The organism is Candidatus Brocadia sinica JPN1, from assembly GCF_000949635.1.
GTDB classification, from domain to species: Bacteria; Planctomycetota; Brocadiia; order Brocadiales; family Brocadiaceae; genus Brocadia; species Brocadia sinica.
The window spans coordinates 3,220,302-3,234,975 of the sequence record NZ_BAFN01000001.1; the positions used below are offsets into that span (position 1 = coordinate 3,220,302).

The window sequence follows — 14,674 nt, forward strand, 5'->3', positions numbered from 1 at the left end:
ACACTTGATAAGAAAAAGCTGGTTTATGAAATTGCTGTGCTCCCTGTCGAAAGTCTTATTTTATAAGAATAATATTTGTGATTTCCAATTATTTTGGAAAGGCGTGTTGACCTATATCTGGTTGTAATGCAACCGATGGAGTAAAAGGTAATCAACGGTGTTAAGATATCCAAAAAGGGAACCAGCACGTGTAAATCATACTCGGTCATTAATCCAATGAAATTCATGGCAAAAAAGTTTCTTATAAAAAGGAACAGATAAAGCGAAATGCTGATGCCCTTGCTTGTAGATAGATAATTGCAATAAATGTAAGCAAAAACAAGACAGGAACATAATTTTATTACGTCATTGAAGCTATTTAAAAAGAAGGATATATAATTGTTTTCAATAGATAATATCTCCAACCCTATGGATAATATGTATTTCGAAAAAAGATACAAACCGAATCCCACGAGAATACCCAAGAAGAATACACCTTTTGTCCATCGGATAGAATTTATTATCTGTTTGGAGGATTCCAGATGTACTAATGGAAGAATAGCGACAACACCTGTTTTTTTCATATAATTTTTTAGTTGTCTGATAAGTTGTAGATACCCTTCGCCTGGCTCTTCCTGGAGATTAAAGGACTTACCGGTTGTTGTCCTTTTTGAATCAGCAGAGATAAAGAACAGATATGCTATAGCAAATACAATAACTGTTATCATGTCACCATACATGTCAGGTATGCTGGGTGTATGAATATCATACCGCAGATACGAACTTCCTGACTGCAGGATACGAAAAAAGATGAGTGCATTAATAATATTTTCTGTGGCAAACCTTAGATTAATGCCAATAAATATTAATAATGAGCATATTTTGATTGAATTTGGCATATAGCCTGTATTGTTTGGTGTAAAGAACTATCACAGAAAAATAGTCAAGAAAAACAATTTTCGAAATATCTTATATATCGGAAAATTTTGAGAAAACTTTAAAGAAAAATGCGGAAGTTATGCGAGATGAGTGATGGGTGAATGTGGACGGAATATATCAATGGAAGTTAGATACTTTTTTAAATAATTTAGACTCTAAAGGCAGAGTCTAATCTTGTTTTGGTTGATTAATCCAGGCAGCCACAGGCATACATGGCGGTTTAGGTGAAATACCTCTGAATCGTTCAGGGTGATTTTCAAAGACGGTTTTTAAGACAAAACTTCATTCTTTCATAATTTGGTCCGTACGTCCATAGTGGACGTCTTCCGGTTTCAAAAGTCCGATGCCGGAATGTCGATGTCCTCTATTGTACCAGGTAAAGAAGTTCTTACAAAAGACCCTGGCATCCTCAATTGAGCCGAAATTATCCGGAAAATCCGGCCCGTAATTGAGGGTTTTAAATGTGACTCCGAGTAGGGGGTTGTCGTTACTGACGTAAGGACGAGAATGGCTTTTTGTTATTCCCAGATCAGACAGAAGAAACGCCACAGGCTTAGATGTCATGCTTGAGCCGCGATCAGCGTGGGTCACCAGTTGTTCAGGCTTGATAGCCTGTTTTTTACAGGTATCAGCGATAAGCCGTTGTGCCAATATGGCCTGTTCGTGGTGCGCAACCATCTATCCGACCACATAACGGCTGAAGATGTCGAGAATGACATAGAGATAGAAATATGTCCGCTTTGCAGGTCCTCTGAGTTTTGTTATATCCCATGACCATACCTGATTAGAAGCCGTTGCCAGAAGCTCCGGCTTCTGGTAATTGGGTCTGAGCGCCTGGTTTCTTCTCTAATGCTTATTGAATTGTCTCAGTATCTGGCTATGGTAATGTTACCTAAAGGTTCTCTCTATTACATTTACATTGCCGGAAGCTGAGTTAACTCAATAAGCATGAAAAAATGAGCTATAATGTCCCGTGTAACAAGTACTATTCTTTTTTCATCAGTTAGGTCATTCTCCTAATTATTCGGTAACTGGAGTAGCTGCGTCTTTCGTTGTGTTAAAGCTACAGGTTTCGCAATCTCCGGCAATGCCCCTCTTTTTCTTTTCTTTTAATGCAGACCGAAGCTTTATTACCCGATCGGTGTCAACCTTTTTTTCTCTTTGTAACGTTAATAACCTGACGCGAATTTGCCTTGTCCTCCTGATACTGGGACACTTCGTTTTTATCATGCCTACAGGGCAGATACCTACTATTTTCTTTTTGTTTATTTTTTTTGCCATTAATGAAACTCCTTTCATAACATTAAATGCAGGGTTTATTATCGTTTTCGTGAATTACATCAGGGACAATAATTTTCAATGTTTCTTTTGCAGCGGATTGCTCTGCTTCCTTTTTGCTTTTGCCCCATCCTCTACCATATTCAATACCTTTTATAAGTACGCTTACTTCAAACGACTTTCCATGGTCTGGTCCGATTTGTTGCAGGATCCGATAACTCGGTGTAACGCCGTATTCCTTTTGGCTATACTGTTGAAGGATGGATTTGTAATTTTTCTCATGCTGATCCTTGCAGACTATATCTACCTCTTTTTTTAAATACTTTACCGTAAAATTATAGGCGGGCTCAAGGCCTCCGTCGAGATATATTGCAGCAACAACGGCTTCAAATACATTAGCAAGTAAGGATTTCGGAAGAAAATTCCGATCATTTAAACCCCTTCCCACAGAAAGAAAATCTTTTAGATGCGCCTCCATACTAACTTTGGCAAGCGTCGTTTGACTTACCACTACGGATTTTATCTTTGTTAACTCACCCTCGCTACATTCGGGTAGTGCCTTGTAAAGATAGTCAGAAATGACCATACCCAATATGGCGTCTCCCAGAAATTCCAAACGTTCATTAGAAAAGTTATTTTCTAGTTTACAGGAGGTATGGGTCAATGCCCTTTCAAGCACAATGGTATTGTTAAAGTAATATCCTATTGCCAATTGACACTCGCTGAGCTTTTCCGGGTCTATGTGACTATTCGTTCGGAGTATCATTTTTTTGGAACTTTTTCTCCTTGAACAGCATCGATTCTTCTATAGCCGTGTATTTTGTGGCAGCATCAATAAGCTCGATGGCCGTGCTGCGCCTGAACGAGACAACTTCTACCCGGCAGCCATGTGCCTTCAACATTTCCACAAGTGGAGCAAAATCCCCATCTCCACTTACGAGTACCACCGTATCTAATTTTGGCGCAATTGCGATGGAATCGATAGCAATACCCATGTCCCAGTCCCCCTTTGCCGTCCCGTCAGGTCTCAATCGAAGTTCCTTCGATTTAATTTCATATCCTAAGCGACTTAATGCATCTGTAAAACTGGATTGATCTACATCGGGTTTTTGCACGACATATGCAATTGCACGAATGAGATTTCTATCGCCTACAATTTCTAATAAAAGTTTACTGTAATCGATTTTTGATTGGTGTAGCGCCTTCGCCGAATAGAACATATTTTGGACATCAACGAATATTCCGATCCTTTGTTGTGATCCTTTGATTCGTCCACCTACCATGTATATCTTCCTTTCTAATAAAGACTTAATACAATGAAGATTACATAATAAATATAGATACCTAACTTAAAAAAGTTTGAATATAAAACTACAATTGAGAAAAATTAGGTAGGTTAATTAAAAATACGATATAAGTTCAAAGAACATTCGGGTAGCCATGACAAATTCGTCATAACATACCTTTTTACAAAATATTAGAGCAAATGGAAAAACTCCGCCCAATTATTTTAACAACCTTTTATTGACAGTCAATTAAAAAATGAAATAAGTTAATTTTATTGACTCTTATAGTAAATTCTGATAAATTTGTCGGTGACTATATAAATCTAAATGCTTTGTAGTCAATAACTAAACATAAAATTAATAGAGATCGGGAATTACCTAAAATTTGTCATGGATATAGCCCTTTTAAGAAAGGAAATCGATAGGTTGGATTCAAAGATTGTAGAATTACTGAATGAAAGGGCCAAAATAGTATTGAAAATTGGTGAAATAAAAAAACAAAATGGTGCGCAAGTCTATGCACCGAATAGGGAGCAAGAAGTGTATTCGCGCATTATATCTCAAAATAAAGGTCCCCTGACGAACGATTGTTTAATGGCAATATATCGTGAGTTAATGGCCGGCTCATTAATATTAGAAAAGGCCATAAAGGTGTCATATCTTGGCCCGGAAGGAACCTTTAGTTATTTTGCCGCGAAGCAAAAATTTGGTTCGTCTGTTGAGTACGTTCCGGTGCGGGGTATTGATGATGTTTTTAGGGATGTAGCGGCCGGTAGAAGTGATTACGGAATAGTACCGGCTGAAAATTCCACGGAGGGTGGAATCAGAGAGACGTTAAATATGTTCGTGGAATTCGATGTCAAAGTGTGTGCCGAGATTATTTTGCCGATTCACCATGCTTTAATAGCAAGCTGTATGAAAGAGGAGATTAAAAAGGTATACTCGAAACCCCAGATTTTGTCTCAATGCAAAAATTGGTTGGCAAATAATCTTCCTCGTGTCGAGTTAATCGAAGTCAGCAGCAGCGCTGAGGCTGCTTGCATCGTTGCCGATGCTGCAAAAGCAGGGAAAGAAGGGCGATATTCTGCGGTAATTGCCAATGCGGAAATAGCGCAGCAGCACGGATTGAATATTCTTTGTAAAAACATTGAAGACAACCCAAATAATATAACGAGGTTCTTTATTTTAAGCAAAGAATACGGCGCGCCAAGTGAGAAGGACAGAACGGCAGTTATGTGCTACATAAAAAATCGTGCCGGGGCGTTATTGGAAATGCTGGAACCTTTCAAGACCTTTAATATCAATCTCACAAATATTGAGGCATTACCTACCAGAAAAAAGGCGTGGGAATATTGTTTTTACCTGGATTTCGAAGGGCATGTATCAAATGAAACAATAAAAAATGCCCTCAATGAAGTGTCTAAAAGATGTTCTGACATGAAGATTTTGGGATCATTTCCAAAGTGTGATTGAGGGGATGTAATTCTGCAACTGATGATAAAAAAGCCTTTTATTGTGGGAAATTGGAAGATGAATCTTACACTCAGGGAAGGAGTGGAATTTGCAAAATCGCTCAGAAATAGTTTAAACGACAGAAATGAGGTTATTTGTGGAATTTGTCCATCCTTTGTTTTCCTGAACGATATTTGCAAGGTATTAAAGGGTAGTGGTATCTGCGTAGCAGCGCAGAATATTCATAGTGAAAAAAACGGTGCTTATACCGGTGAGATTTCTGCTATTATGGTTAAGGAGGTCGGCTGTACTCACGTGCTTATAGGACATTCCGAACGCAGACATATTTTTAACGAGGCCGATGCTTTTATCAATGCCAAGATAAAGGTGGCACTGTCCGTTAATTTAAAACCGATTTTTTGTGTTGGAGAAACGTTACATGAAAGAGAGGATGAAAAAACAAGATATGTGATCGAAAATCAGTTAACAGGGGGTTTGCGGGGAATTAGCGCGGATCACATAAGAGATATTGTTATTGCTTATGAGCCTGTATGGGCTATCGGTACGGGAAAAACGGCTTTACCTCAGGATGCAAATGAGGTTCATTCATTTATCAGAAGCTTTATAACGGTTGAATACGGTATCGACACCGCAAACAGCTTATATATCCAATATGGGGGAAGTGTAAAACCGGAGAATGCGGGAGATCTGATGGCGCAGCCAGAGATCGATGGCCTGCTAGTAGGTGGTGCAAGTATTCAATTGGAGTCCTTTTTGGAAATTGTTGAGGTTGCATCAACGCATTAATGTTTTTTGGTATTTTTTTATTGGGAGAGTTACATGGTAAGGGCTGAAAAGGCATTTAAATGGGGAGTTGCGATCGTTGTTATCTTTGGAATATTAAATGCGTTCTACTTTTTAAATTTGGTTATTGCATTAAAGATTACGTTGCCTGTATTATGCGTCTTCTTGATTGGGTCTATCTTATTGCAATCGGGCAAAGGCGGAGGATTGGCAGCTATCGGCGGGTTAGGAGACCAGGCTGCCTTTGGTACAAGAACAAGTACCTTTTTAACCAAAGTTACCTATCTCATAGGCGCTGCGTTTATTGTTGCTACGGTCTTTTTGTTTAAGTTATCCATCCCTACAAGGGGGATAAGTACGATGATTACGCAGGAAGCCCCTGAGTCACAACATACGCATAACCACACTCCGCATGAACACGGTGATGTTCCCCATACGGCGGGAAATGCTGGTGATACCTCTGCGGTTGGCATGCAAAATGTTGCAGAAGAAGCGCCAAACAAATCGTTGCGGGAAGGCCAGCCTCATCAGACAGGAATGAATGGTGGGGTATCAGAGAATCAATCAATGGGTATGAAACCTGTTCAGGAGAAAGAACAACCTTTAGGCCTTTCAGAGAAGGCCATGCCCGAAGGTCAGAAAAAAGCAGATGAAAATTCCAATAAATAACCAGCAAATACAAAGTTTTGGTGACAGTGATGCTCAAAAGTATGACGGGGTTTGGTATAGCTGAGTATAAAGATGATGAACGTACGGTACGGGTGGAATTGCGTTCGATCAATAATCGATACTTGAAGGTAGACCTGCGGTTACCAGACGTATTGCAGTCCTTTGAAAGCGAGATCGAACGCTCAATCAGGGAAAAAATTAATCGTGGTACAGTTCTTTTAAATGTAAACTATCAATCGCTTCGGCAAGAATCTGAGTACGTCTTGAATAGTGAGAGATTAAAAGAATATTATCAATTGTTAAGCGGTATTAAAAAAGAAATAGGTTCCAGGGAGAGGATATCCGTTAATTCTTTGATACAGCTTCCAGGTGTGCTGCAAAAGGGGAAAAACCGCGAGGAGCATGCAGATGCCCTGTTATCTCTATGTGTCTCTCTTGTTGACGAGGCTTTGAAAAAGATGCTGGAAATGCGGGCTGTTGAGGGGAGGCATCTTGGGAAAGATATTGAACGCCGAAAAGAACTTATCCTTTCGATACTCGATAAAATTGAAACAAGGGCGCCTGACGTTGTTAAGGAATATAGCAAGCGTTTGCAGGGCAGGCTCGCCTCATTGTTGACGGGGATTGCTATAGAATTAACCGATAGTAACCTCTGCCGTGAAATTGCCATCTTCGCGGAACGATGTGATATTACCGAGGAAATCAGTCGTCTTAAAAGCCATTTATACCAACTGCAAGAGGCAATGCATTCGGATGAGCCAATAGGGAGGAAGCTTGATTTTATTGTACAAGAAATGTTCCGTGAAACCAATACCATGTGTGCAAAGGCAAACGATAGTGTGATGCTGAAGGATTTGGTGGATATAAAGACAGAAATTGAGAAAATTCGGGAGCAGATCTTTAATATTGAATAGAGTTTGTAACTCTCTCAGTCTTTAATGCAGCGCGCGCGATGGGTAAGATTGTGATTATTTCAGGGCCTTCTGGATCGGGGAAAACAACGGTATGCAAACTACTTGAGAAAGATCCCCGTGTGAAGAAATCAGTATCAGTGACCACACGCCTGCCCCGGCAAAATGAAAAAAATGGCGAGGCCTATCATTTCGCATCGACAGCGAAATTCGAGGAAATGATTCGGAGGGGTGAGCTGGCAGAATATGCGGAGTATTGCGGGTATTATTATGGAACTCTCCTGAGTGCTTTGAAAGAAGCCCTTACAAAAGACATGGTTTATTTACTTGAAATAGAGGTGCAGGGGGCGCTCCAGATTATGGAGAAATTTCCAGAGACGATATCGATATTTTTGATGCCGCCGGATAAAAAAACTCTGGGTCAGCGGTTGGTGCAAAGAAATGCAAATAAAGAGCAGGATATGGCGCTTCGTTTGAAAATTGCTGATAAAGAATTAGAATGTAAGAATAGATATAACTATTGTGTCGTGAATGATGATCTGGAAGTAACGGTAAGTACCATCCGCAAAATACTCAATTTGGCGTGATCATGCCTTATCATATTGTTTTGGGAGTCACAGGAAGTATTGCTGCATACAAAGCCGTTGAGGTTGTATCCAGCTTGGTTAAACAGGGGAACGGTGTTACCGTGATCATGACGTCTACTGCCCAGCGCTTTGTGAATCCCGTGACCTTTCGTTCGATATCACACAATCGGGTCGTAACTGACCTTTTTATTGAGAACGAGAATTACGACCCTAATCACGTATCCTTGGCTGATCATGCGGATTTGCTGGTGGTTGCTCCAGCCACAGCGAATTTCATTGGAAAGGTTGTATCAGGTATAGCTGATGATGCGCTAACGTGTACCATTATGGCAGCGCGCGTTCCTGTGATTATTGCGCCTGCAATGAATGACAGTATGTATTTGAATCCCATTGTGCAGGAAAATATAAAGAGATTAACGAAGCTTGGATATAGAATTATTGAACCTGAAGAAGGCCGGTTATGTACGGGTCGCGTTGGGGTAGGAAGATTGGCCTCCGTTGAGAAGATTGTTGGTGTAATCGAAGAAGAACTCAACAAGAAGAGAAACAAATGAATAAGATAAAAGTAAAGGTGATGAAAAAGCAGGGATGCGCGGATATTCCTTTGCCCCAATACATGAGTGAAGCCGCAAGTGGTATGGATTTGTATGCGGCGGTGGATGGATCTGTCCGGCTTGAGTGCAATGAAATTAGATTGATTCCAACGGGTATCCACATTGAATTACCGCTGGGATATGAGGCACAAGTAAGACCGAGAAGCGGTTTGGCTTTAAAGTACGGGTTGACGCTTGTGAATACGCCAGGCACAATTGACAGCGATTATCGTGGAGAAATTGGAATTATTTTATGCAATCTTGGGAAAGGCATGTTTACCGTAGAACGGGGGATGCGGATTGCACAACTGGTAGTCCAGCCGGTGACCAGGGCGGAATTGATCGAGGTTGAGCGTTTGGAAGAATCTTCGCGTGGCGCGGGTGGTTTTGGCCACACGGGGCATTAAGGGTGCATGGTTATTTGAAAATTCACCGTACCCGACACGGTCCACTGCAAGATATACGGGAATGGAAAGGGTAATTGAAAGTGAATTCTTTTAAATTCTCAGAAGGAATATTATGGGGATTAAACGTTTTGTCCGTTGTATTATTGCGATTATCCTTATTGCCTTCGCATTATTTACCTTCTTAAGTTTTCTCAGCTATTCCTCCAACGATCCTCCTTTCGCAGATTATCCCATCAATAATCCTATAAAAAATTTTTGCGGAATTGCCGGAGCGAAAGTTGCCGGATATGCCATAGCGGGCATGGGAAGAACTTCCTACCTGATTGTTATCATGATAGGCTGGCTGGGAGTACAATATCTTTGTAAGGAGAGAATCGAATATCTCTGGGTAAGAGCGATAGGGGCAGTTTTATTGCTATTTTCGGTTGCTTCCTTACTGACCTTCGGGTGTTATCTGTTTAAAAAGGACTTCCTATCCGCCAATGTTGGTGGGATTTTCGGAATTGTAATTGTTTCAAGGCTGTATGAATATTTTAATTTAACAGGTACTTTTATTATTCTGGGATTAGGATTTGTTATATCAGTTATGCTTTTGTTAAACTCCACCCCCATCTCGCCATTTCTCAAAATACCAAAAGGGAAAAAGGTCAACTCAACTCCGGTACGTGAATCTGTTGCGAAAGGCGCCAATACCCTTCCTCATTCAAAGGTAAATACGCCTGATGATTCAGACATTTTGGTTGATGACCCTATAGAAGACCATGCAAATGCGTATCCTGCGAGTGACATTATGGAAACGGAGGACGAACCTTGCGAATCCGCTGATAAGCTTGAAAAAGTCCGGGAGGAGTACGGTGGTGAACAATATCCGGAAGATGTGGGTAGTTATGACACAGATCCCGGCAAGAAAAACGATGATGCTTATAGGCTACCGCCATCGGATTTACTGGAAAAGCCTGTCTTCAAAGAATATGCAGATGATTGGGATCAGATCACACAGCGTGCCCAGGTTTTGAAAAACACCCTTGAACAGTTTAATGTAAAATCAGAGGTTGTGGAAATCGAACGGGGGCCTGTCATTACTATGTACGAATTAGAATTAGCGCCGGGGACAAAGGTTGGCAAGGTGGTGGGTCTTTCAGACGATCTGGCTATTGCCCTGAAGGCGCCAAGTGTAAGGGTTGTTGCCCCATTGATGGGTAAGTCGTCGATTGGTCTTGAAGTTCCCAATATCCAGAGAAAAATGGTGATGCTGAGGGAATTGCTGGATGCTTCTGAAGAAGTGCGGAAAAAGATGGCCATTCCCCTTTTGATCGGTAAAGATGTGGCGGGAAATCCCGTCATATCGGATTTGGCGTCTATGCCGCATCTGCTCATTGCGGGAACAACGGGTTCCGGGAAATCGGTTTGCCTGAATTCGGTTATTTTGAGCATCCTCTTCCTGCGGCATCCCAGTGATGTTCAGCTCTTGTTAGTAGATCCTAAAATGGTTGAATTTTCGTTATTTCGGGAAATTCCCCACCTGATAAGCCCTGTAGTAACGGACATGAAAAAGGCGGCAGCCGTGCTGGAGTGGGCGGTAAACAAGATGGAGGAACGATACGCCTTGCTGGCCAGCGTGGGTGTAAAACACATCAACGGCTATAACAGGCTGGGAATGTCCGAGATTAAAAGACGCCTGAATCCTGACGGTGACGCTAACCTCGAAGATGTATCCTTTTATCTTCCTCACATTGTTATTGTCGTGGATGAATTAGCCGACTTGATGATGGTGGCATCAAAAGAGGTTGAGGCGTCGGTAATCCGTCTTTCACAAAAGTCGCGTGCTGTAGGTATTCATCTCATCCTGGCAACACAGCGACCCTCGGTCGACGTGATTACGGGATTAATAAAATCAAATTTACCTTCCCGGATATCATTTTACGTCGCTTCAAAAGTGGATTCGAGAACAATTCTGGATCAAAATGGAGCGGAGAAATTACTGGGAAGCGGGGATATGTTGTTCTTGCCGCCGGGAACCTCAAAGCTGGTGCGTGTCCAGGGGGCTTATGTAAGCGATGAGGAGGTGAAGAATGCGGTTGAATATCTGAGAAAATGCGCAGCGCCGAAATTCAGCCCGGAATTAAAGTGCTGGAAAGGGGCTTCGGATAGGGAGAACAACGCCAAGGATAATCTTTACAATGAGGCGGTGAGGATCATACTTGAAACGCAAAGGGGGTCTGTTTCACTTTTACAGAGACGTTTGGAGATCGGATATTCACGCGCTGCTAAATTAATTGACCTGATGGCTGAAGATGGGATTGTGGGAGAATATAAGGGCAGTCAGGCAAGAGAGGTATTCCTGACGCTGGAAGACTGGGATGCACAAATGGCACGAATGAATCAGGAAGAAATGGATAATGCGTAGTATGAAATCTAAAAAAGTTGCTTTAATCAATTTGGGGTGTCCGAAGAACCTGGTAGATGCTGAGGAGATCCTTGGGAGGGTGGCTGACAGTGGAAGTACGATATGTCAATATCCTGAGGATGCAGAGATACTGATTGTAAATACCTGCGGTTTCATCGATGATTCCAAGAAGGAGTCTATCGATGCGATCTTCAAGATGGCAAAACTGAAAGAGGATGCACAATGTAAAAAACTCATTGTGACTGGCTGTCTGGCCCAACGGTATCCAAAAGAATTACAAAAAGAAATTCCTGAAATCGATCACGTGGTGGGGCTGAAGGATTTCGAAAAACTAACCGATCTGTCAGGCTCTGATCGCAAAAGGGAAAAGTCCTCTTCCATACAGTGTAGTGACGATTGGCGCAATCGAATTAGATTGACCCCTAGACATTATGCGTATCTCAGAATTTCTGATGGATGTGATAATCGTTGTAGTTATTGTGCCATTCCCGGCATACGGGGGAAATTCTACAGCCGGACGATAGAAAATATCCTTGAAGAGGCGCGACAGATGGCCCGTGAGGGCGTAAAGGAAATTAATATTATTTCTCAGGATACAACCTCTTACGGTGTAGACTTGTATGGCAAACGGCAATTGCATGTATTATTAGAAAAACTTTCAAACATAGAAGGTATTGAATGGATACGGATCCTCTATACCCATCCACGGCATTTTTATCCGGAGCTTGTTCATACAATAGCCCGCTATGATAAAATCTGCAAATATATCGATCTGCCTATCCAACACATTCATGATTTTATTTTAAAGAAGATGGGACGCGGTGTAACGCACACTTCTGTAAAGAGTTTGATCGATGATTTGCGAGCTCGCATTCCTGAATTATTTTTGAGGACTTCTGTTATTGTGGGATTTCCTGGAGAAACAGAGGAACATTTTACTGAGCTTTTAGAATTTGTAAAAGATATCAAATTTGAAAGATTGGGGGTATTTACGTACTCCAAAGAAGAAGGCACACCTGCCGCGTCCTTCAAAAAACAGGTGCCCAAAGAGGTGAGGGAACAGCGATACAAGGAAGTTATGCTTGCCCAACAAAAAATTATTTTAAAAAAACACAAAAACCTGGTGGGAAATACAATCCCTGTTATTGTCGATGAAAAGGATGAGACGAAGGGAAGATGGTTTGGCAGAACATATGGAGATGCGCCAGACGTGGATAGCAAGGTAATTATCCAGGAAAATCATTTGAAAGTTGGCGATATTACAAATATGATGATTACAGGTATAGCAGGATATGACCTGACAGGAACGCCTGTTCATTTACTACAAAGACACAAAGGCGCAAAGGGGTAAAAGAATATCTAAAATGACAAAGAACAGAATAAAGGAAATTACTAAGAGGGGCATGAGCCAAGCGTGGGACAGACATGCAATACCCTTAGTTCTCTTTCCTCCCTTAGTTTTTAAAGCTTTGCGCTCTTTACGACTCTATGGCGGAATACACTGTTCCAAAAGCAGAGAAGGGGACTAAATGGGATCGTTCGAGTTTTCAAAATGCACGGCATTCAATCTGCCCAACCGGTTAACCTTATTGAGACTCTTGCTTGCTATTGTGTTTTTTATATTCCTGTCGTACCGGTATTATAATAGCGCCCTTGCGGCATTTTTATTAGCCTGGTTAACCGACTGGCTGGATGGATATTTGGCTCGCAAAAAAGGGCTTCTCACAGATTTTGGGCGTATTGCAGACCCATTTGTGGATAAGATCATTGTCTGTGGCGGATTTATTTTACTCATACAACATGCCCATGATATCATATCACCATGGATGGTTGTTGTAATTGTAGCGAGAGAATTTTTGGTCAATAGTCTCAGAAGCTATTCGGAATCAAAGGGGATTGAATTCGGGGCAACCATATGGGGGAAGGCAAAGATGTTTGTTCAGTCGTTTACCATTAGCCTCATCTTGCTGTTCTTCGCGCAACTCAATCATTTTGTAGCCATCAAACAGGGGATTATTATTATGCTCTGGCTTACCGTAATTATTACGTTAGTTTCGGGGATTAAATATATGGTTAAAGCCGGTCCTGCAATCCTGGAAAAATAGTAGACGTAAATGAAAACACGAATTTTTTACCAGACTGTTTTCAAAAAGCGTGTTTTCGTTCAGACACTAAATAGTTACCATTCCTGTCATTTGCCAAATAAGCTACGCTCCGAAATTTTTCGTATTTCTTTTTCGTCTGCCCATTCAATAATACCTGTTTCCAGATGCATCAGATTAAGAGTGAATTTATAATAAATATCGCGAACATCTTCAGCTTTTTTTACGATGCTTGAAAAATTACCATAGAGCATATATTCAGCCCCAATCTGCTGGCCAAAGGTTGCTGCCGTGGCTTTATTAACCATACCACTTTCAGTTTGGAACTCAAACTGTTTCTCGACAGCATCTACCTTTGTCATGTCAACAAACCGGAACTTGCCAGAATGCACAATCTTCGTCCTTATGGAATCAGTAATTGACTCTGTATCGATATGTTCTAACGTTTTATTTTTTATGGTATTTACAAATATGACGGGGCGTCGTTCGTTGGTCACCTGGACAATGGGAGGGAAGGTAAGGAGCGAGTCAACCATTTTGTTAACAATCTGCTGTAAATCGGTTGACCCAAAATCGGTTGTTGTTGTTTCGACCTTTGTGGCATCTTCATACTTGACGCTTGTAGCGCACCCTGTGACAATTACTATACTTAATCCGCATACAAATTGCTTTAAACCGGACATTCTCTGTATCCTCCTTGTTTTAAAATTCTAATACGTTTATCTTAAATGTGAAAAGGGAAAGTCTCGTGCCTTTTTCATCCACCTACTCGTCCTGTAACTCCCGTATTTTTATCTTAAATTCTTTGGCATTGGGATTAGGAGCAACACCTTGCAATGACTTGGATTCGTTTCCATAGAGTATTACCGGAGTCCATGCATCTGTGTCAGGATCAATCTCGCGTCCGTTTTCGTCAAACCAGGAGAACTTGAACTGCAAATTCATGGTATCATTGTCTTTGTTAAGCAAAGAGACATGAGCCCTGAGCAGGTTTCCAACAAAATCAGACTTCATATCCGCTATTTGAATATTCCGGGCTAAACTGGCGTTATTAATGATCACATTTTTTCTGTATACCGTTTGCCCGTTTTGTCCGGTAGCTGCAGACATTGACCCTTCAATACCTGCTGTGGTGGAACAACCAATGAAGGATACTGCCATCAAAATGATTATAAACCCATAATAGTTTAATTTCGTATGCTTCGAGATTATTTTTGTATAGTCAGACATGGTATGTATGCCTACCCTTTCCTAATATCT

Annotated in this window: 16 protein-coding genes and 1 pseudogene; 10 read left to right on the top strand and 7 right to left on the bottom strand. The window is 41.2% G+C overall.

What is annotated here, in order from left to right; genetic code table 11:
• Positions 1-23: 23 nt before the first annotated feature.
• The 5 genes and pseudogenes from BROSI_RS14660 to BROSI_RS14680 all read right to left on the bottom strand — a co-directional run bounded on the left by BROSI_RS14660 (position 24) and on the right by BROSI_RS14680 (position 3,479).
• On the bottom strand, positions 24-878 hold the full coding sequence (locus tag BROSI_RS14660) for a hypothetical protein (protein WP_052564538.1): 855 nt from the start codon (positions 876-878) through the stop codon (positions 24-26).
• Between the two features lie 208 nt (positions 879-1,086).
• A pseudogene (locus tag BROSI_RS14665) lies at positions 1,087-1,764 on the bottom strand (transposase); the annotation flags it as partial.
• Positions 1,765-1,938: 174 nt separating this feature from the next.
• Positions 1,939-2,199 (bottom strand): hypothetical protein, encoded by a 261-nt coding sequence (locus tag BROSI_RS14670; protein ID WP_052564540.1) that lies wholly within the window; start codon positions 2,197-2,199, stop codon positions 1,939-1,941.
• A 22-nt stretch (positions 2,200-2,221) separates the two neighbouring features.
• The gene (gene rnc / locus BROSI_RS14675; RefSeq protein WP_082059227.1) at positions 2,222-2,962 is read right to left on the bottom strand and encodes a ribonuclease III; all 741 of its coding nucleotides are present in this window, start codon (positions 2,960-2,962) and stop codon (positions 2,222-2,224) included.
• Positions 2,943-3,479, bottom strand: coding sequence for a LabA-like NYN domain-containing protein (locus BROSI_RS14680; RefSeq protein ID WP_052564541.1), 537 nt, complete (start codon positions 3,477-3,479; stop codon positions 2,943-2,945). Before BROSI_RS14680 ends, rnc begins: the two co-directional genes overlap by 20 nt.
• Positions 3,480-3,872: 393 nt before the next feature.
• On the opposite strand from BROSI_RS14680, the gene pheA reads away from it, so the two are divergent.
• From pheA to pgsA, 10 genes are all read left to right on the top strand, one after another.
• Positions 3,873-4,955, top strand: a complete 1,083-nt coding sequence (gene pheA, locus BROSI_RS14685; protein WP_052564542.1) for a prephenate dehydratase — start codon at positions 3,873-3,875, stop codon at positions 4,953-4,955.
• 24 nt (positions 4,956-4,979) lie between these two features.
• Entirely contained in the window at positions 4,980-5,741 is a 762-nt protein-coding gene (gene tpiA / locus BROSI_RS14690) for a triose-phosphate isomerase (protein ID WP_052565871.1), read from the top strand.
• Positions 5,742-5,774: 33 nt separating this feature from the next.
• Positions 5,775-6,407 carry a preprotein translocase subunit SecG gene (gene secG, locus BROSI_RS14695; RefSeq protein ID WP_052564543.1) on the top strand — a complete coding sequence of 211 codons (633 nt, stop codon included), beginning with the start codon at positions 5,775-5,777 and terminating at the stop codon, positions 6,405-6,407.
• A gap of 29 nt (positions 6,408-6,436) precedes the next feature.
• The gene (locus BROSI_RS14700) at positions 6,437-7,321 is read left to right on the top strand and encodes a YicC/YloC family endoribonuclease (protein ID WP_052564544.1); all 885 of its coding nucleotides are present in this window, start codon (positions 6,437-6,439) and stop codon (positions 7,319-7,321) included.
• A gap of 38 nt (positions 7,322-7,359) precedes the next feature.
• Positions 7,360-7,905: a guanylate kinase gene (gene gmk, locus BROSI_RS14705; RefSeq protein WP_052564545.1), complete on the top strand. Its 546-nt coding sequence runs from the start codon at positions 7,360-7,362 to the stop codon at positions 7,903-7,905.
• A 2-nt stretch (positions 7,906-7,907) separates the two neighbouring features.
• Entirely contained in the window at positions 7,908-8,459 is a 552-nt protein-coding gene (locus BROSI_RS14710) for a flavoprotein (RefSeq protein WP_052564546.1), read from the top strand.
• On the top strand, positions 8,456-8,905 hold the full coding sequence (gene dut / locus BROSI_RS14715) for a dUTP diphosphatase (protein ID WP_052564547.1): 450 nt from the start codon (positions 8,456-8,458) through the stop codon (positions 8,903-8,905). Before BROSI_RS14710 ends, dut begins: the two co-directional genes overlap by 4 nt.
• Before the next feature lie 112 nt (positions 8,906-9,017).
• Positions 9,018-11,312: a DNA translocase FtsK gene (locus tag BROSI_RS14720; protein WP_052564548.1), complete on the top strand. Its 2,295-nt coding sequence runs from the start codon at positions 9,018-9,020 to the stop codon at positions 11,310-11,312.
• Between the two features lies 1 nt (position 11,313).
• Positions 11,314-12,663: a 30S ribosomal protein S12 methylthiotransferase RimO gene (gene rimO / locus BROSI_RS14725; RefSeq protein ID WP_052564549.1), complete on the top strand. Its 1,350-nt coding sequence runs from the start codon at positions 11,314-11,316 to the stop codon at positions 12,661-12,663.
• A gap of 178 nt (positions 12,664-12,841) precedes the next feature.
• Positions 12,842-13,417, top strand: a complete 576-nt coding sequence (gene pgsA / locus BROSI_RS14730) for a CDP-diacylglycerol--glycerol-3-phosphate 3-phosphatidyltransferase (RefSeq protein WP_052564550.1) — start codon at positions 12,842-12,844, stop codon at positions 13,415-13,417.
• 86 nt (positions 13,418-13,503) lie between these two features.
• On the opposite strand, the gene lpoB is transcribed toward pgsA, so the two are convergent.
• Positions 13,504-14,097, bottom strand: coding sequence for a penicillin-binding protein activator LpoB (gene lpoB / locus BROSI_RS14735; RefSeq protein ID WP_052564551.1), 594 nt, complete (start codon positions 14,095-14,097; stop codon positions 13,504-13,506).
• Positions 14,098-14,179: 82 nt separating this feature from the next.
• Positions 14,180-14,644, bottom strand: a complete 465-nt coding sequence (locus tag BROSI_RS14740; RefSeq protein ID WP_052564552.1) for a YcfL family putative periplasmic lipoprotein — start codon at positions 14,642-14,644, stop codon at positions 14,180-14,182.
• Positions 14,645-14,674: the final 30 nt, after the last annotated feature.